The 23,237-nt window shown below is 61.6% G+C and carries 20 protein-coding genes and 2 pseudogenes; 8 read left to right on the forward strand and 14 right to left on the reverse strand.

Going from position 1 to position 23,237, the window contains the following annotated elements:
• Positions 1-121 precede the first annotated feature (121 nt).
• From ACODSR_RS06565 to ACODSR_RS06585, 5 genes and pseudogenes are all read right to left on the reverse strand, one after another.
• Positions 122-369 (reverse strand): annotated as a pseudogene (locus ACODSR_RS06565) (IS5/IS1182 family transposase); the annotation flags it as partial.
• Positions 370-527: 158 nt separating this feature from the next.
• Positions 528-962, reverse strand: a complete 435-nt coding sequence (locus ACODSR_RS06570) for a phytanoyl-CoA dioxygenase family protein (RefSeq protein WP_489074838.1) — start codon at positions 960-962, stop codon at positions 528-530.
• Between the two features lie 15 nt (positions 963-977).
• The gene (locus ACODSR_RS06575) at positions 978-1,592 is read right to left on the reverse strand and encodes an acyl-homoserine-lactone synthase (protein ID WP_489074839.1); all 615 of its coding nucleotides are present in this window, start codon (positions 1,590-1,592) and stop codon (positions 978-980) included.
• 56 nt (positions 1,593-1,648) lie between these two features.
• Entirely contained in the window at positions 1,649-2,407 is a 759-nt protein-coding gene (locus tag ACODSR_RS06580) for a LuxR family transcriptional regulator (RefSeq protein WP_489074841.1), read from the reverse strand.
• 141 nt (positions 2,408-2,548) lie between these two features.
• The gene (locus tag ACODSR_RS06585; protein WP_489075038.1) at positions 2,549-2,689 is read right to left on the reverse strand and encodes a hypothetical protein; all 141 of its coding nucleotides are present in this window, start codon (positions 2,687-2,689) and stop codon (positions 2,549-2,551) included.
• Here ACODSR_RS06585 and ACODSR_RS06590 point away from each other — a divergent pair.
• The 5 genes from ACODSR_RS06590 to ACODSR_RS06610 all read left to right on the forward strand — a co-directional run bounded on the left by ACODSR_RS06590 (position 2,677) and on the right by ACODSR_RS06610 (position 6,166).
• Positions 2,677-2,934 (forward strand): transcriptional regulator domain-containing protein, encoded by a 258-nt coding sequence (locus ACODSR_RS06590; RefSeq protein WP_489074843.1) that lies wholly within the window; start codon positions 2,677-2,679, stop codon positions 2,932-2,934. The two genes, ACODSR_RS06585 and ACODSR_RS06590, sit on opposite strands and share 13 nt — an antisense overlap.
• Positions 2,834-3,466, forward strand: a complete 633-nt coding sequence (locus ACODSR_RS06595) for a DNA -binding domain-containing protein (protein WP_489074845.1) — start codon at positions 2,834-2,836, stop codon at positions 3,464-3,466. Before ACODSR_RS06590 ends, ACODSR_RS06595 begins: the two co-directional genes overlap by 101 nt.
• 284 nt (positions 3,467-3,750) lie before the next feature.
• Positions 3,751-4,332 carry an NAD(P)H-hydrate dehydratase gene (locus ACODSR_RS06600; RefSeq protein ID WP_489075019.1) on the forward strand — a complete coding sequence of 194 codons (582 nt, stop codon included), beginning with the start codon at positions 3,751-3,753 and terminating at the stop codon, positions 4,330-4,332.
• A gap of 594 nt (positions 4,333-4,926) precedes the next feature.
• Entirely contained in the window at positions 4,927-5,814 is an 888-nt protein-coding gene (locus ACODSR_RS06605; RefSeq protein ID WP_489074847.1) for an iron-containing redox enzyme family protein, read from the forward strand.
• Between the two features lie 43 nt (positions 5,815-5,857).
• Positions 5,858-6,166, forward strand: a complete 309-nt coding sequence (locus tag ACODSR_RS06610) for a response regulator (protein ID WP_489074849.1) — start codon at positions 5,858-5,860, stop codon at positions 6,164-6,166.
• An 18-nt stretch (positions 6,167-6,184) separates the two neighbouring features.
• Here ACODSR_RS06610 and ACODSR_RS06615 read toward each other — a convergent pair whose 3' ends face one another.
• The 9 genes and pseudogenes from ACODSR_RS06615 to ACODSR_RS06655 form a co-directional block, all read right to left on the reverse strand.
• The gene (locus ACODSR_RS06615; protein WP_489074851.1) at positions 6,185-6,403 is read right to left on the reverse strand and encodes a hypothetical protein; all 219 of its coding nucleotides are present in this window, start codon (positions 6,401-6,403) and stop codon (positions 6,185-6,187) included.
• A gap of 186 nt (positions 6,404-6,589) precedes the next feature.
• Positions 6,590-7,547 (reverse strand): IS630 family transposase gene (locus ACODSR_RS06620; protein ID WP_489074853.1). Its coding sequence is split into 2 segments (ribosomal slippage): positions 6,590-7,226 and positions 7,225-7,547, totalling 960 coding nucleotides; the frame shifts between segments, so codons are not numbered across the junction.
• Positions 7,548-7,774: 227 nt separating this feature from the next.
• Positions 7,775-8,944 carry a PepSY-associated TM helix domain-containing protein gene (locus tag ACODSR_RS06625; protein ID WP_489074855.1) on the reverse strand — a complete coding sequence of 390 codons (1,170 nt, stop codon included), beginning with the start codon at positions 8,942-8,944 and terminating at the stop codon, positions 7,775-7,777.
• 17 nt (positions 8,945-8,961) lie between these two features.
• Positions 8,962-10,977 (reverse strand): TonB-dependent siderophore receptor, encoded by a 2,016-nt coding sequence (locus ACODSR_RS06630; RefSeq protein ID WP_489074857.1) that lies wholly within the window; start codon positions 10,975-10,977, stop codon positions 8,962-8,964.
• Between the two features lie 326 nt (positions 10,978-11,303).
• The gene (gene ligD, locus ACODSR_RS06635) at positions 11,304-13,808 is read right to left on the reverse strand and encodes a DNA ligase D (protein WP_489074859.1); all 2,505 of its coding nucleotides are present in this window, start codon (positions 13,806-13,808) and stop codon (positions 11,304-11,306) included.
• The gene (gene ku / locus ACODSR_RS06640) at positions 13,808-14,680 is read right to left on the reverse strand and encodes a non-homologous end joining protein Ku (RefSeq protein WP_489074861.1); all 873 of its coding nucleotides are present in this window, start codon (positions 14,678-14,680) and stop codon (positions 13,808-13,810) included. Before ku ends, ligD begins: the two co-directional genes overlap by 1 nt.
• Before the next feature lie 147 nt (positions 14,681-14,827).
• A complete protein-coding gene (locus tag ACODSR_RS06645; protein ID WP_489074863.1) occupies positions 14,828-17,044 on the reverse strand; it encodes an amylo-alpha-1,6-glucosidase in 2,217 nt (738 codons plus the stop codon).
• Positions 17,045-17,052: 8 nt separating this feature from the next.
• The gene (locus tag ACODSR_RS06650; RefSeq protein WP_489074865.1) at positions 17,053-18,147 is read right to left on the reverse strand and encodes a glycosyltransferase family 4 protein; all 1,095 of its coding nucleotides are present in this window, start codon (positions 18,145-18,147) and stop codon (positions 17,053-17,055) included.
• 607 nt (positions 18,148-18,754) lie between these two features.
• Positions 18,755-18,989 (reverse strand): annotated as a pseudogene (locus tag ACODSR_RS06655) (DUF1348 family protein); the annotation flags it as partial.
• A gap of 754 nt (positions 18,990-19,743) precedes the next feature.
• On the opposite strand from ACODSR_RS06655, the gene ACODSR_RS06660 reads away from it, so the two are divergent.
• The 3 genes from ACODSR_RS06660 to ACODSR_RS06670 all read left to right on the forward strand — a co-directional run bounded on the left by ACODSR_RS06660 (position 19,744) and on the right by ACODSR_RS06670 (position 23,144).
• Positions 19,744-20,727 (forward strand): ArdC family protein, encoded by a 984-nt coding sequence (locus ACODSR_RS06660; protein ID WP_489075020.1) that lies wholly within the window; start codon positions 19,744-19,746, stop codon positions 20,725-20,727.
• Positions 20,724-21,158, forward strand: a complete 435-nt coding sequence (locus tag ACODSR_RS06665; protein WP_489074867.1) for a DUF2958 domain-containing protein — start codon at positions 20,724-20,726, stop codon at positions 21,156-21,158. Before ACODSR_RS06660 ends, ACODSR_RS06665 begins: the two co-directional genes overlap by 4 nt.
• Before the next feature lie 120 nt (positions 21,159-21,278).
• Complete coding sequence (locus ACODSR_RS06670; RefSeq protein ID WP_489074869.1) at positions 21,279-23,144, forward strand: ParB/RepB/Spo0J family partition protein; 1,866 nt, start codon at positions 21,279-21,281, stop codon at positions 23,142-23,144.
• Positions 23,145-23,237 lie beyond the last annotated feature (93 nt).

Genomic DNA, 23,237 nt, shown 5'->3' on the forward strand with positions numbered 1-23,237 from the left:
GCCTACTGAATGGCGAGATCTGGCCGAGGCTATGTAAAAACGCGGCAAGGCGGAGGTGTCGGATCTTAGTGCGATTGCAGGCTGCACACGATTTTTGCCAAGGGCGCGGCTCGTGATCAGGTCGGTTCGCCGCAATGAGTGGCTGAATGCCCATGATCTGGATCATTCGCTTCATATTACAGGCCAGCACGCACAAACTCATTTCGGTTCTGACGTTTTTGAGCGTCTTGGTCAGGACGTAGTGCTGCCCATCCAGGATTTGAGCGTACCGAACGCGGGTTTGAAGTCGTCAGATCGCCGCCCTCCCTCTCTATGTTGCTGCCTGTGCGACGGATGCTCCAATGAGGCTTCCATGACGCGCACGAGATCGACGATGAATTGTAGGTCGTTCGATCGAGGGCCGTGCCGAATGATCGCGACCACTGTCACGGCAAAGCGCCATGAAAAATAGGCGAAGATGACGTTCGTCCTTTCAAGTCGATAGGCAAGCCCAACTGCAATCTTCCCTGCGGTATTGCTTCTGTGAATCAGAATGTTAGTCTGGCTGCGCGCTGCGAAGGCGGCGCCGAGGCTTGAGAACCTCGCTTCTGGTCACGGTGGGGAAGCTGCGCCGGCGCGCCGGGATGCACCGCGATCGCCTGGGTCGTGTTGAGCTGGATGCGATCGCACCAGGGAGACAATATCGTCTCGACGACACCGAGTACCAGCCGATGCTGGACCAGCGCTGCGGCATGGCCCGAGCGGATCAGGAGCCGACCGAAGCGCTTGGTCGTCGTGCCGTAGAAACCGCCCTGACCGAAGGGCGTTCGGATGAAATCGCCGGCCAGGTCGGCGTCGAGCGCGGCGATCGTTGCCGGCGGCAGCGCGTCGGGGATGATGCAATAGCCCTGGGCCAGCAGGTCGGCAGCGTGGCGCGCGATCTCGCTGGAAAGGTCGCCGGAAAGGGTGATCATGTCGTTCATGTCCTGTCTCCCGCTTCAGGCCGCGACACGCTGGTCTTCGCGCAATGCCGAAGCGACTATGCGCCCGTCGGCAAGCAGCGCCGGGGTCTCCGCCGTGATCTCGATACGAAGCGCGGCGAGCATCGTGCCGTCGATGACGCGCGGCAGGCCGAGCGGCATGCACCGCCAGCCAAAGGCGAGGATCTGCTGGTACCAGCCCATCTGCGCGATCGCGCTATAGGTGGTGATGCCGTTCGCGAGCGCATGATCGACCAGTGCGTTGACGAGGGCGTCGCGCACCTGGCGTCGTTCGCGCGCCCTTAGCCGACGATCGAGGCAGAAGCGGGTGATCTCGAAAATATCCGGGGCTCGGGGCGGGGCCTCGTCGCACAGGTCGCGATAGAGATGGCCCAGTATATGGGCGCGCGTCGTCGGCAGCAGCCGCGCCGATCCCAGGTGGGTGCCGTCAGGTTCGGCAAGGATGAGATAGGTTGCGTGGACATCGTCGAACTGATCGACCTCATAGCGACCGTCAAGGACGGGCACGTCCCATTTGAGCAGGTCGACGAAGACGGATTTGCGGGCGGCGAACATCGACCGCAGGACGGCGTGCGATGCCGACGGCGTGGCGGATTGAAGGACATGTAGCATGACAAGGACTCCCTGGACGTGATCGGTCCAGGGTCGCGCTGCTGCGGGTCATGCCGCTATTCCGGAAAAGGGTAATATCGGCGGCGGAAGATATCGGAGAAGGTCAGGGTTCCGTCGAAGAGCGTCAGGATCACCAGATATGTCCGCTTGTTCACGCCGTAACGCTCGCAGGCCTGCTTGATATGGCGGGCGACCGTCTCCTCGCCGACGCCCAGGATCAGGCTGATCTCCCAGTCGCTCTTGCCGCGCGCGACCCAGAGGACGCAGTCGCGCTGGCGGTCGGTAAGCATCGGTCGCAACGGCCCCTGCTGGCCTCCGCGGATCGACCAGATCCGCCGCGCGCCCTCGAACGCGAACATGCCGGCAAGTTGCGCCAGCGGCAGCATCTCATGCGGTATCGGCCGACCGGCCTCGTTCGCGAACGAGCAGGAGCCGCGCGCTTCACCGGGCACATGCGCCGGAACCGTGAAGCCGTCGCCGATGCCCTGCATGCGCCCCAGCGCCAGCACGCGGTGGTCCTGCCGGGTCATCGGGATCATCTGCGATATCCGCGACCAGGGGAAACCCACATTGGTCATATGGCTGGCGCGGTGGACCGGATCGGATACGCCGAGCGCGTTGCGATCATAATAGTCGGCCCAACGCGCCGGATAATTGTGGAGGCGGATGGCGCTGCCGCTCGCCGCGACGATGTCGACATGATGCGTCAGCGCGAAATATTGAAAACCGAGCTGATCCGTCATCGCCGCCGTGGCGGCGATAAGATCGTCCGGGTTTGCGACGGCTTCGATGACGCGCATGAACTGCGTCGCCATGCTGTGCATGCGCATAAGGCGGCATTGCGATCCCCGGCAGTGTCTCAAGTCACCGCATGTCCGGCGATCGCCCTTTCCCTGTATTTCGGGTCGAGCACGGGTGTCTCACGTCGGTGCGCGACGACTCACGTCATAAAAATGTCATATCACAACCGCTTCCTGCGAAATAGTGCAGTGCAGCATGGTTCGGGTCAGCCAGAGCGCATATTGCCCACGCCATCCATTCTTGTCCTTGATCGTCGTTCGACCAGCGGCGTCGAGCGCGGCGGATGAGCGTGCCAACCGGCGAACCGTCTTCGCCGGACTGGCGTCACGGGCAAGGCTATGCGCGGCTGCGCGGCATCGATCGCGCAGGTCTCATGTGGGAATGGCTGCGCCGTGATCCCGCCTATATCGCCTGGCATGTGCAGGCGAGTACCGCCACTCGTGGCGTTCATCCCGAACCGCTTGCATGGGGGCTTCACTTTCGCCGAACATCCGGGCCGCGCTGCACCCGATGCGCGGATCATCTGGCATGCCGAATTTGATCCCGGGACGATCGCCGTTGCCGCCATGCCCGCCGATCCATCACATCCCGACAGCCTCGATCTTGCCCATATCGCGCCCTGGCTCACCGTCGCCATCGGCGTAGAGGGGCGCGAACATGCCGTCCTCTCCGACGGCTGGCATCACATCCGGTTCGACATCGAGGAAGGGTGCCTGACGGGACAGCAAGCCGTCCTGCTCCAGTTCAGATTGCAGGGCATCCAATCGTCGGAGCGGCGATTGCTGCCCTTGCGCCGGTTTCTCCACCTGTGTCGCACCCGCCGTTTCTCCCGCTCGCTATTCCCCCCCGATCCCCAGATCGCCCGCATGGTTAACATGCTGCGGGTCCATGATGCGCTCGTGCAAGGGGCCAGCCAGCGCGAGATCGGTGCCGCCCTGTTCGGCGAACACCGTGTGGCGCTGGATTGGACGGAACCATCCGATTCGCTGCGGTCGCGGGTCAGGCGTCTGGTCCGAGACGCGGGTAACATGGCACGCGGTGGCTGGCGGCAATTGATGCGGCGAAAGCCCTAGCCCCGCGATTTGGTCCGCTTGATGGGGTGCGTTTTTTTTCATTGGACAGGTTTTCCCCGAAGGCATGACGCGTCGCGCCGGTGAAGCGGCGCGACCGCGCTCTACGGCGCGAAGCGAGGCTTCTCGCCGCCGAGCCCCGTTGCCGGGTCTCGGCCTGGCGGTGACGATCGGCTGGCGCGAATCAGCGCTGCTGACCCTTACGCGGTAAAAGGCGTGGCGGTAGAACGAGCCTTAACCGTTAACAATGGTCCCGCCATTCGGATTCAGGACTCCGCTGTGATTTGTTGCTGGCAGGACCCGGTATGAGCGCGACCGCGGATACTGGCGAACTGGTCAAGGGACTCATTGACTTGTCGCCGCCGGCTCTACTTCTGGACGCGGCTGCGCTCACATGCGCAAAATTAAGTGACTTGGCGAGCGCAGCCTCGCACAGTCCACCTGTCCTGACGCCGCATCACGGCGAGATGGCGCGGTTGATGGACGGCCCCCTCGATGTAGTAGCGGCCAACCCAGCCGCTATGGTTCAGGAAATAGTACGTTTCACCGGCGCGGTGATCGCCCTCAAGGGAACCCAGACCTGGATAGGCGGGCCCGGCGTCCCTCTTCTTCACTATACTGGTGGATGTCCGGGACTTGGCATTGGCGGATCAGGCGACGTACTCGCCGGGATTATTGGCGGCTTGCTCGCGCGCGGAACGTCGCCGTATGTGGCGACGGCTTGGGGCGTGGCACTCCACGGCGCTGGGGCCGACAGGCTGTGCGAGACATCAGTGCCACGGGGTTTCTCGCGCGCGAACTATTGCCCCGACTGCCTTCCTTGCTTGACAGGCTTTGACCATATTGGTCCCAGCGCCAGCGCATATTGATTTGGACCGGCCGCACTACCTGCCGTCTACGGGCTGGCTGCTGTTCGAGCAGGGCAAAGAGCAGTAGGACAATCGTTCGTGAGCATAGTATATCTCTTTTTATCCTGAATTTGGGCCGGGTACAGGCCGTCTGCGCGTCGAGCGCCAATCTTGTCGCCCTGATGAGAGATCGGGACTTACCGCCCGCCGATTGCATTCTCTCGGGCCTTCCTTTCTCGCCCCTTGATCCCGCTGAGCGAACGATAGCCGCCAGTCGCGCCATTCTTGCGCCGCAAGGCATTTCCTGTGCCTACCAGATGTGCGGTACCACTGAGCCGCTCTTGCAGGCGCACATGGGTACCATCCGCTCCGCCTATGAGCGGTGAATATCCCGCCCCGCCATCTCTATTGGTCTGAGGCCGCCCTAAATTTGGAAGAGTTCGAAGAACGAAACAACGTGAGAGGTCGCGAAACCATCTGGCCTGTTGATGGACGATAGTCCGCGTCAGCGTCCGGAGGGTGACTTCCGCACAGTTGATCCTGTTTAATGCGATTTGAGGGAACGACACCGGGGCCTTCGAGCTTTGTATACTAAGAAAATTGAAAGGTAATCTCGTGGCCACTCAGCTCGAACATGACAGGTCGCAATTTTTGCGACAAGACTTTCAGGAGGAACTCAGCAGGTGGAACAGGCGAAGATTTGCGCCCGCGTTCCCCGTAGACGCTACCGCGGCGCAGTTTGACAAGGATCGCAATATGCTGCGGTTGGAGCACGCTTTCATTGAGGAATTGCGCGCACATGTCGTGGCCGAGGCCGCCGACGCGCCCACCAATCCTGACGCATTTGTCGCTTGGTTCGAGGGCTTGAAAGCTACCGGACCGGGACAGCATGATTGCCTTTTCCCCTGGCTGGCTGAACATGCCGATAGAGAGGAATTGCGATGGTTTCTCTCGCAGGAAGCCGCCGGCGAGGCCGGTTTTGAAGATCTTGTCGCTATGACGCAGGTCAAGTTGCCTACTCGGGCCAAGCTGGAGCTGGCTCGCAACTATTGGGACGAGATGGGGCGCGGAAACCCCAAAGGCATGCATGGACCCATGCTCAACCAGCTGGTGGACATTCTGCATCTCGATACGCAGATCGAACACACAATATGGGAAAGTTTGGCGCTCGCTAATGCGATGACGGCGATGGCCTCATGTCGAAGCTATGCCTGGCATAGCGTGGGCGCCCTTGGCATCATCGAACTGACCGCCCCCGATCGCTCGGCGCATACGGCAAAAGGTTTGCGCAGGATTGGCTTGACCGGTTCGGAGCGACGTTACTTTGATCTCCATGCCGTTCTCGACATAAAACATAGCCGGGACTGGAATGACGAAGCGATCCGTCCGCTGGTCGAAGAAGATCCGCGTCGTGCCACCGCCATGGCAGAAGGCGCGCTCATCCGGCTTTATTGTGGAGCACGCTGCTTTAAAAGCTATCGCGCGTATTTCGGATTGGGGTGAAACAATGGCATGTCCCATATTGCTGGTAGAGGATGATCCAGATGTGGCCGCTCTGATCTCCGATATACTCGAGGGGGCCGACTACGTCGTTGATGGTCCTTATGCCACTTTATCCGACGGGATGGAGGCGCTAGCCAGATCAATGCCAGCAGCAGCTGTGTTAGACATTCGTCTAGGGCGCGAAGACATCGATCTTTTGGCTGACGATCTCGACTTATATGATATTCCCTATGTATTTTGCTCAGGCGGTTTCGACCATCCTGCGGTTAAAAACCATCCAACTGCTCCTCTGGTCCCGAAATTAGCGCTGAGACGTAGTCTGATATCGACCCTCCAGTCTATTGTGCAATAAACGTGGACACGTCCGGGCTTATTGCTGGCAACCAATGCTCCGATGTGACCGTTGTCGGAAAATAATGTCCACCTCTGTTCCCGACAAAATTCCCCGCAAATAAGCTTCATCAAGTATCGCTTGTTGATAATCAGTTATGTGCTGATCCGAGTTGATCTCGTGCAGTACTTCAATAAGTTCAGCGTCCATCATGGAGCTGGCGCGCGCAGCGCTTACCATTGGATCGGCTGACGACATGGTGGAGCCCTCCATTCGAGTACGAGCCAGTTCTCTCGACTCGCGATCTCCTGACCCGTAGGGAATATTATTATTTCAATGCCGGGGAGACACGCGGTTAGTCGATATAATGTGGATAAATTACGACGAACGCTCGGTTGATCAGCACACCGTATCTTTCAATCGGCGGACTAAAGCATCACGCCTTTAATCGGACGCATATCCTGCTGCTTTGAGGAAGCTCGCGCATTCTTCAGCAGAGTAGAGGTCGCAGATGTTGCCGATTGCCTGCCAGAGAGCGTCGATTGTTCTGGCACCGGTGCGGCGCAAATGCGCTTTGAGTTTCGAGAAGGCCATTTCGATCGGGTTGAGATCAGGGCTGTAAGGCGGGGTGAAGAGGAACCATGCACCGCGTGCCTTGAGGATGGCCTTGGCCTTTTCACTTTTGTGGCTGGAGAGATTGTCGAGGATCACGACGTCGCCGGGATTGAGCGTTGGGGCGAGTTGGGTTTCGACATAGGTTTCGAAGGTGGCGCGGTTCATGGGGCAGTCGATGACCCAGGGTGCGGTCAGGCCATCGCAGCGCAGGGCGGCGATGAACGTCTGGGTTTTCCAATGACCGAAGGGCGCGCGGGCCTTGAGGCGTTGGTCGCGACGCGCTCGTCCTCGCAGCCGTGTCATCTTGGTGGTCGTTGCTGTCTCGTCAATGAAGACAAGCCGGTGTGACTGCTTGCGCAGGCTGGGTTGCCGATACACACGCCAGGTCCGGCGCGCTTGGGCAACATCATCGCGTCCGCATTCCGACGCCAGCAGCGTTTTTTTTGAAGCTATAGCCTGCCTTGAGAAGCGCCCGCGACAGCGAAGCGGGGTGCACCTGAACGCCGGTTGCCGACCAAAGCCGGGCCGCCAGTTCGGGCATGGTAATGTCCGGCTCGACATCGACCCATTTCGCCAGTGTCGCCAAATGAGGGGCCAGCTTGCCGGCACCGGGCGGACGCCCTTGCCGGGCAGGAACCGCTGAACCCGTCGCAGCCACGCGCTGCGCAAGCTTCACCGCGCAACTCGGGCTCACCCCAAAATGGCGCGAGGCCGAACGCCGCGATTGGCCCGATGCAATGTGATTGGCGATCCGATCTCGAAGATCGAGCGAATAGGCTTTTCCCATGATCCACCTCCAACAACGGTGAATCATATTCCCTCGCCTTTGGGAACCCACAGATTCCTATTTCAAGCTCGATGCTCTAGGCATCGCATGCGTCGAGAAACGGCGCAGGAATATTCCGGCATGTTCCCCATTCTACGACGGTTTTCTGGGAACAAAGAGCCACAAAGCAGAATATCGACAGTTGGGAACGAAAAACTCGATGATTATAACCAATGGGTCGATTTCCTTCAACTGGCGCCACCAATCGCCCCCGGCGTCAGGACCAGAGTGAGGAGAATGAGGGCAATACCAATATATCCCCAGGCACCCATCCCCTGCCAGGCAATCTTCATCCTGGCGGTATCGGATCGCGTCGCTCGGGCCAGCCGCATTGCGTAGATCATCGTGCCGGTGACGGCCATCGCCGTCAGCAGCGCGCCAAACAAGAACCAGACGGCTTTGGTCCACAGGCCCCCGAACGTGCCAAAATGCAGCGGATCGGCCATTTCTGAGATGCGCTGATGCGCGCTTAAGGCGCGTCCATCCAACTGCGTGACCACCCGCGACGTAGCCGGATCGACGACCACTGCGTTGGCGCGATCGCGCACCAGCCAGGCGGAGGACTGGCCCAGGAAGATGACGCCGTTGTCGGGCGTGAAGCGGATTTCTCGAATATCGAGCGCAGGATCGGCGCGGCGCGCGACGGCGACCAGCCGGTCCAGCGCGGCCCCGGTCGGCATCGCACCAGCCGCCACCTCCGGCAATTTGGGCACCTTGGCGTTTCCGCCCAATGTTTCCACCAGATACCATAGGCCCGTCAGCGTGATCAGCGCCACGAACCACAAGCTCCACAGGCCCATCAGGCGATGCAGGTCGCCCGTCATCCGCCGCCCGTCCCCGCCGCGCGGCGCTCGGAAGAAGCCGCGCCACCATTTCTTGTAGGTGACGATCCCCGACACCAAAGAGGCCGCCAGCAGCAGGGCGAGCGAACAGACGATCGGTATGCCTATCTTCGTCGGCAGCATCAGGTGGCGATGGGCCTGCCGCAGGAAGCGGTGGACATTGGCCCAGCCATGCCTTCCTGTAACCTCTGCCGTCCACGGATCGACATAGACCCGCTCCGGCGCGCCCTTGCCGCGACTGACCCAGGCCTCGACCGCGAACCAGGGGGCGATGGGCGCATAAAGGGTCTGGAGCCGGGCATCGGGCGCAGCACGGGCCGCCGCCTGCGCCAACGCTCCCCAGGATGCGACGGGTTCCGACCGGGGCGATACCCGCATCGCGGGCGTCGCCAGCCAGTCGATTTCATGCGCGAACACGGCAAAGGTGCCCGTCGCCAGGATGAAGGTCAGGAAGATCGACAGTTTCAGGCCGATCCAGCTATGCACCACCCACCAGAGCGACCGGCCCTTTTTCATGCGCAGCTGATCCATGGTCAGAATTGAAAGCGCAGTTCGGCTAGGAATGTCCGCGGCTCGCCTGGGAAATGCCCACTCTGCGCCGAAAAGCCCGATGCCGCATAGACCTTGTCGAACATATTATCGACGCGCAGCATCAATTCGGCAAAGCCAAGCCCCTTGGTGATCGATGCGTCGAAGATCGTATAGGGTTTCACGGTCTGTCCCGACAGGCTGATGCGCTTCGACACATGTTCGCCGCCGACGGCAAAGGCGGCGTCGATCGCCGGCAGCTGATAACGGGTCCAGAAGCCGACCTTATGCTTGGGCGCATTGGCGAAGCGATTGCCGACGGCGTTGGTGATCGCCTGACCCGCGATCGTTCCGGTGATCTTCGTGTCATTATAGCCATAATTGACCAGCGCCACCCAATTGGCGGTAATATCGGTCGACAGGTCGATCTCGAACCCCTTGCTCGTCACCTCGCCGATCGGGCGTAGCTGGTCCTGGCCGTTGACGGGTGGCAGGCTGGTATCGGCCTGGAGGATATTCTTGCGCACGATGCGATAGGCGGCCAGATTGGCCTGGAGCCTGCCGTCGAACAGGTCGGTCTTGACGCCGCCTTCGAACTGGTCGCCGGTGACAGGCGCGAAGGGACCACCGACGTCGCGACTCTGGCTGGCGGCCGCCTGCGGCTCGAAACTTTGCGACCAGCTCAGATAGATGGAGACATCCTTGCGCGGCTTGTAGATCGCGCCGGTGCGGAAGGTGATGTCGTCGTCCTCATAAGAAGCAGCGTTGACCACGCGATCCTCGAACTTGTCGTAGCGCACGCCACCGACCAGCATGAAGGCATCGGTCAGGCTGATCTGGTCCTGCAGATAAGCGCCCTGGCGCTTCGTGCGCGTGTCGGTGACGGTGAAGGGCAGCAAAGCGGCCCGCGCCACGTCGCGCGCGCTGTTGGTATAGACGGGGTTGCTGAGGCTGAGCGGCGTCACGCCCGCGCGCAAAATGCGCGAATTGAGCACGCTCGTCTCGTCATACCAGTCCGCGCCGGTCTGGAATTTATGCTCCATGCCGAGCAGATCGACCCGCGCCGTCAGATTGGTGGAAAAGGACAGGCCATCGACATTGCGGATCTGGTCGCGAAACTCGCGCGCGACCAGATCGTCGCTACCCGCGACCAGTCCGCGTGGCTCATGATATTGTTGCGTCTCGGTCGCCTTGAAATAGCGCACCCCCGCGTCGAACGTGACCCGCTCCCCGATCGCGGTCGCATAACGCGCCTGATAGGCCTGCGACTTCAAATGCAGAAAGTCGGTAGGTTCGTTGGCATTCCAGCGAATGTCGGTCAGGAAATTGCCGTCATTGTCGGTCAATATGCCGCGCAGGCGGTTGGCCTGGAGATCATTGTCATAGACCGTCGCCTGAAGCGTCAACTTGCCGCCCTCATTGGTCTTGATGGCCAGGCCGCCATCACCGATCAGCGACACATTCTTGGTATTGCGCCGATAGGGGTTCATCGCCTCGTAAAAGCCGCCGAGGCGGTAAGTGACGATCCCGTCCTTATCGATCGGGCCGGTCGCTTCGGCCGATAGGCCACGCCGGTCATAATTGCCCGCCGTCGCGACCAGGCGCATAGCGCTGGCATCGCCGGGTACCTTCGACACATAGTTGATGATGCCGCCGGGCGACCCCGGACCAAAGAAAAGCCCCGCCGGCCCCTTCAACACCTCCACCCGTTCGATATTGAACAACTGCGGCACGGAAAAGCCGATGAACGGATTGCCACGCATCCCGTCATAGAAGGATTGGTCCTGGCGAAAGCCGCGGAAGGTGACGCCTGCATAGCTGAAGAAGCTGACGCCGGAGATGTTACGATAGATGTCAGTCGCGTCGCGCGCGCCCTGATCCGCGAAGAGATCCTTGTTGATCACCTGCACAGCCTGCGGAATGTCGAGCGGGTCCTCGGCGCTTTTGCCAACGGTCGTGGTCTCGGTGCGGTAGAGGCGCTGGGCGCGGCCCGTCACGATGATCTGATCGCTATCGGCCATGGCTGCATCTGGTGCCAACGCGGGGGCTTCTTGCGCGAAAGCCACCGACGCGCAAAAGGAAGCAGACGCAAATAGCGCCGCGCGGAATATGGACAAGATAACCCCCGTATCAGTTTCGCTAATGATAGTGATTTGCGATACGGATTTTGAATGGTCAGGGCAAGCCGCCAAATTCCATTTTCACAGTTCATAACAGGGACAGACAGGCGATCTAACCACCGACACGGTGCTAAGCTGGCGGCCCGTCAAAGAGCGGACCTTCCACACCCGGGATCGTCCATGTGGATGCCAAACGGCAAAGCGGCGTCGATTGCGTCGGAGTCGGGTTAAATTTCAGGCAGAGCTTGCGTTGTGAACCCCCAGCCTTTTAGCCCTGCATTTCGCTTCAGCAGTGTTTCAATATCCTCGATCGAGAAGGGATGGGCGTCCTTCATTTTTCCAAGTTCGTCCCAGCCGATCGGGATGGCGACGGGTGCGCCGGGGCGGGCGCGGGCGGAATAGGGAAGGATGGCGGTGCTGCCGCGCTGATTGCGCAGCCAGTCGATGAAGATGCGATCCTTGCGCTTGACCTTGCTCATCGTCGCTATGAAGCGTTCAGGCTCGGCGGCGCTCAAGGCCTGGGCGAAGCGGGACGCGAAATCCTTGTGTGTGTCCCAGTCGTGGCCGGGTGTCAGCGGCACGACGACATGCACGCCCTTGCCACCAGAAAGCATAGCGAAGGAGACAAGGCCGATATCCGTGAGATGATCGCGTATATCGATAGCTGCCTGCTTCACCCTGTCGAAGTCCAGCCCCTCGTCGGGGTCAAGGTCGAAGATCATCCGATCGGGCTGTTCCACATCGTCGGTTCTGCTGGCCCAGCCATGAAATTCTATCGTTCCCATCTGGACGCAGGAAAGCAGGCCGTCGGCGTTCTCGACATAGATATAATCTTCTGATCCGCCATCCTTTTCCCGGATCGGCACTTGGCGCACCGCCTTGCCGAAGGCGCCGCTGTCATGTTTCTGGAAAAAGCATTTCTTCGCGCGCCCCTGCGGGCAGCGGACCAGGCTGATCGGCCGGTTCGCAACGAAAGGCAGCATCAGCGGCGCCATGCGCCTATAATAGTCCGCCAACTCCCCCTTGGTCTGGCCGCTTTCGGGGAAGATGATTCGATCGCGGTTGCTAATCCTGACTGCGCTTTGGGGAGCGGGGACCGGTGCGGGCTTCTCCGGTTTCACCGTCCCGGCCGGCTTGTCTGCGCGCAGGCCAAGAAAGCTGCCATGACGGACGCGACCATCGCCGGTAAATTCGGCGAAAGCGACTTCGGCAACAAGCTTGGGCTTGATCCAACTGACCCCGCGCGCCTCCGCGCTCGGCACCTCGGCTGTGGGCTTGTCCGTAGCCAGCGAGGCCATCGCCCTGGCCAGTTCGTCCATCGTCGCGCTGTCGAAGCCCGTCCCGACCTTGCCTTTGTAGGTCAGCGTCCTGCCTTCATGCTGCGCCAGTAGCAGGGATGCAAAAGGGCGTCCCTTGGCATTGCTCTTTGTCCATCCGACAAGAACGAACTCCTGCCGCCGGGTGCATTTGACCTTCACCCAATTGCGCGTCCGAGCGCTACGATAGGGGGCGTCGGCCCGTTTGGAGATGATGCCTTCCTGCCCCGCCTCGCAGAGTGACCGGAACAATGTCTCGCCGGCACCCAGAATATGATCGGAGACATGGATAGGCGGCTCGGACATGTTTAGCAGCGCGGCGAGCCGCTCCTTGCGTTCGATGGTGGTCAGTCCTTTAAGATCCTGTCCGTCGAGCGAAAGGAGATCGAAGGCGAACAGGTGCAACGGCTGTGCCGCATCCTCCTGACCATGCCCGCGCTTCAGCATGTTCTGAAGCGTTGAAAAATCGGGATTTCCGTTCCCGTCCAGCGCCACCACTTCGCCGTCTATCAGGCAAGGGGGCAGGTCGAGCGCGGCGATCGCGTTTGTCAGCGGCGTAAATTTTTCGGTCCAGTCCAAGCCGTTGCGCGTAAAGAGCGTCACCTTGTCTCCGCTCGCGGCGATCAGCGCGCGATAGCCGTCATATTTGATCTCGTGCAGCCAATCATTCCCGGTCGGCACAGCATCGACTAAAGTAGCCAGTTGTGGTTTCACGAAGTGGGGCAAGGCCGTGGTGCGCGCCTTCCGCTTGCCGCCGACTCTGGCATTATGATCCTTCGCTGCCGCCATCTTGGCCGCGAAGCTTTTGCCTTTCACCCCGGCGAGGGACTGTTCGCCGCCTTTGTCAGCTTCGATCTGCGCCATCGAACGACCCGTTAGCACGCTGGTCAGCACACGCTCGACCAGCGCGTCACCCGATCCGGCCTCCTTGTCTTCGATCTTGCGCAACAGCCAATTCTCGCGCTTCTCCTTGGGACGCCCTTTCATCCGCACCAGCAGCCACTCTCCCTTCATCCGCTCTCCATGCAGGATGAAATGCAGGTGTCCGTCCTTCAAGTCGGCGGCGCTCTTGCCCGCAATCGGTTCCCATGTGCCGCGATCCCACAGCATCACCGTGCCGCCGCCATATTCTCCCTTGGGAATCGATCCCTCGAACGTGCCATAGTCGAGCGGATGATCCTCGGTCCGCACTGCCAGCCTTTTGTCGGCCGGGTCGATGCTTGGCCCCCTTGTGACGGCCCAGCTTTTGAGGACGCCGTCGATCTCCAGCCGGAAATCCCAATGCAGCCGGGTCGCGGCATGTTTCTGTACGACGAAGCTGTTGCCCGCGCTTTTCGCAACCTGACCCTTGGGTTCGCGGGTGCGGGCGAAATCGCGTTTCGCGTTATAGGTGGCAAGGGCGTCCTTGCTGGCCATCAGGCACTCTTGCGCTTTGCCGGGGTCGCCTTCCTACTTTTCGTTCCCTTCGGATCGACCGTTTTCGACGTCGCGCTCTTGCCCGCCCCGGCAGATTCTTTCAGCGCGGCCATCAGGTCGATGACATTGCCCGCCTTTCTCCCCGCAGGTTCATCATCGACATCCTCGATGATCCGCTTGCCCTTGGCCTTTTTCTTCTTCTCGATCAGGCGGTGGAGCGCATCGACGTAACGGTCGTGAAATTCCTCCGGCTTGAAGGGCGCGGTGCGCTTGTCGATGATGCTGACGGCCAGGTCCAGCATGTCGGGATCAGCCTCTTCGCCCGGAAGTCCGCGAAAATAGCTCTGCGCTTTCGTGACCTCGTCGGCATAGCGCAGCACTTCCAGCACCAGCCCGCGCCCGCACGGCTTCAACGACACCAATTGCTCGCGCCCTCTCACTGACAATTGACCGAGGCCGACTTTCTTCGTTTGCCGCAATGCGTCGCGCAGCACGGCATAAGCTTCCTCAGCCAGATCGTCGGCGGGCAGGACGAAATAGGGCTTCTCATAGTAAAGCACATCGATCGCATCGGCATCGACAAATTGGACGAGGTCCAGCGTCTTGCGGCTCTCAATCTTGACCGACTCAATCTCATCCTGCTCCAGCAGGACATAATTGCCTCTGGAAATCTCATACCCCTTGAAAATCTCGTCCCTGTCGACCGGACCCACTCCGCTTACCACCTTGTCATAATGTATCGGCTTGCCCGTCGGCTCGTGGATCTGGCGAAAGGATATGGCAGGGCCGGATTTGGTAGCCGGGTAAATTTCGACCGGAATCGAAACCAGCGCCAGCTTGATTTGACCCTGCCAATATGCGCGTGCGGACATGAACGACCTCCGCCCTATCAGCGTATGGCCACAAGGTTGGTTCCCATCATGGGGTTGTGCCCACGTCCACCAAACTGCGGGCTCCCTGACGGCCATCCCTCCATCGCGCGGCGGAATTCGCCGCTATCTCAGCGGCGCGCATTGAAATCAGGCGATCGTTGCTATTCGGGCGTTGCTGCCATGCGGCATCGGCTTGACGACAACCTGATCGCCTATCCGGTCAAACGCGATATCGACCTTCGCGGCGCCGATGCCCAGTCTCCTTATGGTGAGGCTTTGGAGGAAATGCGGCAGGGTGGGTTTGTGGAATGAAATTTGTGCCGCCTGGACGTCAAACCGCAGTCCTAGGCTCGATTGGATCAGCGCCAGCGGCGCGGCGGCTGACCATGCCTGCGGATTACAGGCAACCGGATAGAAGGTCGGTCCCTGAGAGCGGCGGCGCGGGAAGCCGCAGAACAGTTCGGGCAGGCGCATCATGTCGACATAGGTGGCCGCTGCGAACAGCCCCTCGAATATTTGGGCAGCTTGGCGCTGATAGCCATAGCGGGAAAAACCACCCGCAATCAGGGCATTGTCATGCGGCCAGATCGAACCGTTATGATAGCTCATGGGATTGTACCGCTTTTCGGTCGAAGCGATCGTCCGTACACCCCAGCCGGAAAAGGAGGCTGGTGCCATCAGCGTACGCACCACGGCTTCGGCGCGCTCCTCGCGTGCCAGCCCGGTGTAGAGGACGTGCCCGGCGTTGGAGGACCGCACCCGGCACGGCTGCTTGTCGCCATCAAGCGCCAGCACATAGGTGCCAAGTGTCGCGTCGAAAAAGGCAGCGTCGAACCGGTCGATCAACTGCGCGGCACGGTCCCGATAGACCGCTGCGCGTTCATCTTCGCCAACCGCGCCAAATAGCGCCTCGGCCGCCTTCCACGCGCCATAAACATAGGCTTGAACCTCGGCGAGAGCGATGGGGCCGCGTGCGATGTTGCCGTCGGCATGGAAGATGGAGTCATGGCTGTCCTTCCAGCCCTGATTTTGTAGGCCCTGGTCGGTCAGACGGCCATATTCGACAAATCCGTCGCCATCTCGGTCGCCATGCGTGTCGATCCAGCCGAGCGCCGCATCGATATTCGGCAGGATCCTTTGCAGAAAGGCAATGTCGCCAGTGCGTTCCAGATAGGCACCCGCCAGCATCAGGAACAATGGGGTGGAATCGATGCTGCCATAATAATGACGGAACGGTACTTCGCCCAACTCGGCCATTTCCCCATGGCGCACCTCATGCAATATTTTTCCCGGTTCGGCGTCGGCCGCCGGATCAAAGCTGGTTGCCTGATGCGCGGCCAGATAGCCCAGAACGCCACGGCTGATCGCCGGGTCCATCCATAGGGTTTCGAGCGCCGTGATGATCGCGTCACGCCCGAATATCGTGCTGAACCAGGGGATGCCGGCATAGGGATAGGGGCCAAATTCGGTATCGGTGGACAGCATGGATATGTCCGCAACCGACCGGCGCGTGACTTCGTTGAACAGATCGTTGGACGAATGCAGGGCTGCCGCCCGCTTGCGCGCGGCCCCAAGCGCATGCATCGCTTCGCGCAGAGACTTAAGAAACTGCTTGGGAAGTGCATCACTGGTTTCCACCCGGTCGCAGCCTATGCGGGTGAACAGCGCGCAGCGCTGGCCAGGCAGCACCGTCACGCCGAAGCGTGCATGACTGTCCGTAAGTTCGCTGGGTACAGGATCGAAATGCAGATGGGTCTGTCGTTCACGATCGTCTCGCCCAAGATAGGCCAATAGCACATCTGCTTTCCCGACCTGCGCCGCGCGCATGGCTCCGCGACGCAAGCGCGTCATGCCACGTATCTCGAACAGGTCGGCAAAGTCCGCCGCAAAGCTCAGGTCGATGCTGATCTGGCGCGTTTCCGTATCGAAATTGCGGATTGTGATCCGTTCGTACAGGGCATCCTTCCACAGGAAGCGGGTGCGGCGCAGGTGGATCAGGTCATGCTCCACGGCAACCTTGCCATCCTCCCCGAAGAAATCGGGATTGGCGAGATCGCATGTCAGCATGGCATTGTCGTCGCGCAGCGCCGAACTCAGCAGGATGGGCCGCATCCCGTTGATCGTCAGATACAGGTGCGAGAGATAGCGCGTGTCCCGATGGTAGAGACCTTCCGGGCTGCCCGGTCCGGAAATCGCGTCACCGCTATGGTCGAACACGGCAAAGCTGTCGCCATGTTTGAGCGTGCGTGGCCTGCGTTCATGGAGCGAGGCGGTCGCAGGGATGAAGAACTGGGTCTGCGCCTGGGAGAGCGCCTGCCCGCCTGCAATGCCGTGCAGTTCGGGCTGGGGCTGGATCAGCGTCATGGCGGCTCCTATGCGACTATCTGAAGTTCGGCATCTTCTCCGCGGCGACGGCGCAGCCGGGCAGCGTCGGTGCGCGCGCCGGGCAAATCACGATATAATGCGACATAGTCGGTCGCCATGCGCTCCGCCGTGAAGCGTGCGTCAAATGCGCCGCGCACCCGTGCGCGGTCCAGATGCGACAAGGCAGCGACTGCCGCCACCGCTTCATCTTCGCTTTCGACGATATAACCAGAGACGCCGTGCTGGATGACTTCGGGAACCGAACCGCAGCGAAATGCGATGACCGGCGTCGCGCAGGCCATCGCTTCGATCATCACCAGACCGAAGGGTTCGGGCCAGTCGATAGGGAACAGCAACGCGCTCGCCTGCCCCAGAAACTGGGCCTTTTGCTGCTCGTTAATCTCGCCAATATATTCGACATTGGCATAGCGATCGACCAGCGGGGCGATTTCGTCTTGCCAGTAGGCCCGGTCGACATTGTCGATCTTGGCCGCGATCTTGAGTTTCCGGCCCGATCGTGCAGCAATTCGTATCGCCCGATCGGGCCGCTTTTCGGGCGATATACGGCCCAAAAACGCCAGATAATCCTCGCCCGCGCCCAATCGCTGTGCCAGCAGGTCAGCGGGCAGGCCATGATAGATAGTCCCGCCCCAATTGACCGGGGGCATGGGGAGTCGTTGATGGTCGGAAATCGACACCAGACTATGATCTGGAAATGCGCGATAGAAAGGCGGCAGATCGGGCAGATCTAGCCGACCGTGCAGCGTTGTAACGGTACGTCCGATAAAGTTTTGAACCATTGGCAGATGCAGCATGTCGATGTGGAAGTGCAGCGCGTCGAACTCGTCGGCGCGGCGGCGCACCTGTTCCAGCATCATCATATGATAGGGAATGGTGTCGACCACGTTCGGATTAAGACGGAGCGCCATGTCGGTAATCGGCACCAGTTCCGCTCTAGTTTGCGAATCCCCGCTGGCAAACAGGGTGACATTATGACCCTGTCGGACAAGTTCTTCGGTGAGATAAGAAACGATCCGTTCGGTGCCCCCATAGAATCTGGGTGGCACGCTTTCAGCCAAGGGGGCAATTTGCGCGATCTTCATGCAGGCGTTCCTCTCAATCGAGTGGAGCCCTCCGTTCCCCGACCAGCGGCAGGCTGCATCGGTATAAGCGTTCAGACACCGCCTGGTTTCATCAGCGGGAAACGCTTCGTCTCAAATGCTTGTGGCCATATCTTTGCTGGAGAGCATAGATGAAACATCATCCCGTCCAGTGATGTCTCATCCACCATATTGCCAGCCTTACGCCGCAAAAGGTCGGCAACAGAACGAGCCTTGTCTGCGCAGTTGGCCGGACTTCGTGGCAGACTAAGCCACTCAAAACTTTGCTCAACCATGTCCGCGCCTCAGGTCAAATGCTGGACATGACAGATGCGTATTAGCGCAGCGCTGCCCGGCGGGCGGGCGTTAAATGGCGCATATCCGCAAAAGTGGATGTCCCACTGCGGTAGATGGACGGAGAGTTGAACGCAGCTGCCCGAACCAGACGTCCGAAGCTGGGCAATCAAACTTGGGCTGAACGGCGGTCATGGGTCGATGACTTCCGATCCGCTACAAGCGCATTGGGAAGCGAACGCACCGGCGACGTTCAAAATTCTCTTGTAGCGGAACCGAGGGTATGGCGGGCTGGCGGTGTACACGGCCGTGAAATCTACAGCCCCAGTTCTTCCAGTCCGGGATGATTCTTCGGCCTTTGCCCCGAGCGGCCAGTGGAACAGGCGATCCCCCTCGAAGATCGGCAGGTCGTTGATGCTTGCGATCCGCCACGCCATCAGACCATCGGTCGCGAACTCCCAATTCTCATTGCCATAAGAGCGATACCAGGCGCCTGCATCATCACGCCATTCATAGGCGAAGCGCACCGCGATCCGGTTACCTCCGGATGCGCCGTCACCGCCTCCCACGCCGCCTGCAGTGCGGCATCGTCGGCGAAGCGGCGCGACCGCGCTCTACGGCGCGAAGCGAGGCATATCGCCGCCGAGCCCCGTTGCCGGGTCTCGGCCTGGCGGTGACGATCGGCTGGCGCGGGTCAGCGCTGCTGACCTGATGGAGCGGGGATGAGGACGCACACTGCCCGGGCGGCTTTGCCTTGCCCGGACAGGGTGCGGCGTATGATGGCGGCCCCGCAGGCCCTCCGACCTCTCGATCGGGCGGTGCGCCCGGTTTCGCGAGGCCGGTCGACACATGTCGTCCTGGCCACGGGGCACCCCGCAAAACAGGACTTTGCGGGCCCCTTCGCGAAGCCCGACCCTGCACCGCTGATCCGCCCGCATCGGCCGGGGGTCCATCCCTTTGTTGGCGACGGCAACGCCGTCGGGAAGCGCTGCGGTCGCCGCTTGCGCGGCGGCGCTGTTGGTGGCCTCTCCCGGTGGCGCGGGAGTGGGCGGCGCTCCCTGCTAGGCCCGCTCGCGTCCCCGGCAAGCCGGGCTGCGCCCGGCTCCTTCACTGACGTTGCGGCCCTTTGGGTGCCGACGCCGCTCAAGCGGTCCTCTTCGGTTCGCGTCTTGCCGCCCACCCCCGCTTCCGGGGAAGGCCATAGTGGTTTTGGGGCGGTGCAGGAGGTGAATGATGCGTGCTCCCACGACTGCCCGCGCGCGCGGCAAGGGCCGGAAACCCAAGGCGTCCAACGGCGGAACCCCCATCGCGGCCAAGGCCCGGAGAGAGTCCGAAACGGCGCGCACGAACCTTTATGACGAGGTGACGGCGCGGATCATCGCCGAACTGGAGGCGGGCCGCTTTCCATGGGTTCAGCCTTGGGGGCATCCCGATGGTGATGGCAGCGCGATCAGCCCCGGCCTACCGCGCAACGCCCTGACCGCGCGCCGCTACTCTGGCGTGAACGTCCTCATCCTGTGGGGCGCGGTGATCGAGCAAGGCTATCCTTCGCAGGGTTGGCTTACCTTCAAACAGGCGCTTGAGGCAGGTGGCTGCGTCCGCAAGGGTGAGCGCGGCACCACCGTTGTCTATGCCGACCGCTTCACCCCCGAGGCCGAGAAAGTGCGCGCCGTCGAATCCGGCAGCGACGCCAAGTCCATTCCGTTCCTGAAACGCTTCACCGTGTTCAACGTCGCGCAGTGCGAGGGATTGCGCCCCGGCCTCGCGCCCGATCCGGCCCCCTTGCCCGAACGCCAGATCGTGCCGATCGCCGAGGAAGTGATCGCGGCAAGCGGCATCGAGTTCCGTGTCGGCGGCAATCACGCCTATTATGTGCCCGCGCAGGACTATGTGCAGGTGCCGCCGCAACCGGCCTTTTTCGAGCAGATCAACTATTACCAGACCTGCCTGCACGAACTTTGCCACGGCAGCGGCCACCCGTCCCGGTTGAACCGCAATCTGGTCAACAGCTTCGGATCGAAGGATTATGCCTGCGAGGAATTGATTGCCGAAATGGGTTCGGCCTTTCTCTGCGCCGCGCTGGGCATCTTCCCGACCGTCCGTCACGCTGATTATCTCGGCAGTTGGCTGGAGGTGCTGCGCGAGGATAACCGCGCGATCTTCCGCGCCGCCAGCGCCGCCAGCAAGGCCGCCGACTGGCTGCTGGCGCGGCACGCCGAAGCCCGATCCGAGGCAGCCAAAGGCGACACTTCCCACCACGACTCTGGCGATCGGAGGGCTGCGGCATGATTCTGCTCACCCCCGAGCTTCACGCCGCGCTGCGCGTGAATGCCGCAGCGCACCGTGATGCGATGCAATCCGGCACCCACGAGCCCGACCCAGCGCCGGTCGTCAAATTCTTCAACCCGCTGGGCGCGGCGACATGGCTGGCGACCGAGCTGTATGATGATGGCGACACGCTGTTCGGATTGGCCGACCTCGGTTTCGGCTGTCCCGAACTGGGCTGTTTCAGCCTGTCCGAACTGGCGGGCATCCGCCTGTCGTTCGGCTTGCAGATCGAGCGCGATATCGGCTTTTCGACGACCGTCAGCCTGTCGGTCTGGGCCGACACCGCGCGCCGGGCCGGTTCGATCAGCCAAGCCCAATCCATCATCTGGCGCATCGAGTCGGCGCCGGTTCCCGAGCTTCCGACCGATCCCGAGCAAGGGAACGGCGGATGACGCGCGGCGCGTCCCGCCGCAAGCCTCGCCGGGGAAGTCAACGACCCCGGTAACCGGTCCCGACGCGGCGAAACCGCGAATCCCGTGGCGACGGGACCGGCACTCACAAGGAGTAGACCCATGAAACTCGATTTTATCCCGCTCGACAAGCTGGTCGTGAGCAAGGCCAATATGCGTTACAGCAAAAAGGCCCCGGACGTGTCCGACATCCTGCCGACCGTCCGCAGCCGTGGCGTCATCCAGCCGGTCATCGTCCGTCCCAATTGCGCGCCCGATGGCTATGAGATCGTTGCCGGAAGCCGCCGCTTCCATGCCGCGAAGATCGTCGCCGAGGAACGGCGGGCGGCGGGCGATATGACGCCGGAGCCGATGCCCTGCGCGATTCTCGACGAGGGCGACGATGCCGCTGCCATCGAGGCGTCGATGATCGAGAACATGGCACGACTCGACCCCAACGAGGTGACGCAATGGGAGACTTTCACGCGCCTCGTCCGCGAAGGCCGCAGGCTTGAAGACATCTCCGCGACGTTCGGATTGCCCGACCTCACCGTCAAACGGGTGCTGGCGCTCGGCAATCTGCTCCCTGCGATCCGCGACCTCTATCGCAAGGAACAGATCGACGCGGCGACCGTGCGCCATCTGACGATGGCGTCCAAGAGCCAGCAAAAGGCATGGCTGGCACTCGCCGACGACGAGAATGCCTATCTGCCGACCGGCCATCAGTTGAAATCATGGCTGCTGGGCGGGCAGTCGATCCCGGTGAAACATGCGCTGTTCGACGTGGAGGCAAGCGGGCTTGCGACCATCGCCGACCTGTTCGGCGAGGACCGTTATGTCGCCGATCCCGATGCTTTCTGGGCGGCGCAGAATGCGGAGATCGAGGCACGCCGCGCCGCCTATGTCGAGCAAGGCTGGGCCGACGCGATCATCGTGCCGCCCACGACACATTTCTCGACATGGGAATATGAGAAGGCGGGCAAGCGCAAGGGCGGGCGCGTCTATATCGACGTGCGCGCGACCGGCGAGGTGATCGTCCATGAAGGCTATGTGTCGGGCAAGGAAGCCCGCCGGATCGCCAAGGCGGAAGGGTCGGAGAACGGGACCGGGAGCAGCCCGAAAGCGGCGCGTCCCGAAATGACATCGACGATGCAGACCTATGTCGATCTGCATCGCCATGCCGCCGTCCGCGCCGCGCTCACCGGCCATCCGGCCATCGCGCTGCGCTTGATGGTGGCCCATGCCATCGGCGGATCGCACCTGTGGCGCGTCACGCCCGAGCCGCAGTCAACCCGCAAAGACGAGGTGCGCGACAGCCTCGACAACGCACAAGCCGAGGCGGATTTCGACGAGCGCCGCCGCGCGGTGCTGGCGGTTCTCGGCTTCTGTGCCGAGGAGCCGACCGTGACTGGAGGCAATGGCGACGACTATGGTGTCGTCGGCATCTTCCAGCGGCTGCTCGACCTTCCCGATGCGGTCGTCATGGAGGTGATCGCCATCGTCATGGGCGAAACGCTAGCGTCAGGCAGCGCCGCCGTAGAGGCGGTGGGCATGGAGATCGGCGTCGATATGGCCCGCTGCTGGCAGGCCGACGACGCTTTTTTCTCGCTTGTCCGCGACCGGGAAGTGCTGACCCGGATCGTCGCCGAGGTGGCGGGCGAAACCGTCGCCAGCGCCAACCGGCAAGAAAAGACCAAGACCCTGAAACGCATCGTTCGCGATCATCTGGACGGCACCAACGGGCGCGACCGGCATGAAGGCTGGGTGCCGCGCTGGATGACCTTCCCGCCCGCCGCCTATACGGCGCGCGGCGGCGTCGGCACCGTTGCGGCCCATGCCAAGGCGCAAGCCGCGCGCGAGATCGAGCGGCGGTTGCCGGGCGACGACGAGCCGGACCCGACCGCGCCCGGTGCGGTGATGGCCCTGCCGGTCGAAGGGTGTCCCGTGCCGCCCTTCCACGACGACGAGGCCGACCGCCTCGCCGCCTGATCCTTTGCGGGCGGCGGGAAAACCGCCGCCCGCATCCTTTTCATTCACGAAAATTCGGCCGCGCGCCCTCGTCCTGATGGACTCGCGCGCGCG

This window comes from Sphingobium sp. FG125 (assembly GCF_057809795.1).

Excerpts from the sequence above, each read along its gene's own strand:
- ACODSR_RS06645 (WP_489074863.1), bottom strand. The coding sequence starts at position 17,044 with ATGACGCTGATCCAGCCCCAGCCCGAACTGCACGGCATTGCAGGCGGG.
- ACODSR_RS06665 (WP_489074867.1), top strand. The coding sequence starts at position 20,724 with ATGATTCTGCTCACCCCCGAGCTTCACGCCGCGCTGCGCGTGAATGCC.
- ACODSR_RS06670 (WP_489074869.1), top strand. The coding sequence starts at position 21,279 with ATGAAACTCGATTTTATCCCGCTCGACAAGCTGGTCGTGAGCAAGGCC.
- ACODSR_RS06575 (WP_489074839.1), bottom strand. The coding sequence starts at position 1,592 with ATGCTACATGTCCTTCAATCCGCCACGCCGTCGGCATCGCACGCCGTC.
- ACODSR_RS06580 (WP_489074841.1), bottom strand. The coding sequence starts at position 2,407 with ATGGCGACGCAGTTCATGCGCGTCATCGAAGCCGTCGCAAACCCGGAC.
- ACODSR_RS06630 (WP_489074857.1), bottom strand. The coding sequence starts at position 10,977 with ATGGCCGATAGCGATCAGATCATCGTGACGGGCCGCGCCCAGCGCCTC.
- ligD (WP_489074859.1), bottom strand. The coding sequence starts at position 13,808 with ATGGCCAGCAAGGACGCCCTTGCCACCTATAACGCGAAACGCGATTTC.
- ACODSR_RS06650 (WP_489074865.1), bottom strand. The coding sequence starts at position 18,147 with ATGAAGATCGCGCAAATTGCCCCCTTGGCTGAAAGCGTGCCACCCAGA.
- ACODSR_RS06615 (WP_489074851.1), bottom strand. The coding sequence starts at position 6,403 with ATGTCGTCAGCCGATCCAATGGTAAGCGCTGCGCGCGCCAGCTCCATG.
- ACODSR_RS06625 (WP_489074855.1), bottom strand. The coding sequence starts at position 8,944 with ATGAAAAAGGGCCGGTCGCTCTGGTGGGTGGTGCATAGCTGGATCGGC.
- ACODSR_RS06590 (WP_489074843.1), top strand. The coding sequence starts at position 2,677 with ATGAGCGTGCCAACCGGCGAACCGTCTTCGCCGGACTGGCGTCACGGG.
- ACODSR_RS06570 (WP_489074838.1), bottom strand. The coding sequence starts at position 962 with ATGAACGACATGATCACCCTTTCCGGCGACCTTTCCAGCGAGATCGCG.
- ku (WP_489074861.1), bottom strand. The coding sequence starts at position 14,680 with ATGTCCGCACGCGCATATTGGCAGGGTCAAATCAAGCTGGCGCTGGTT.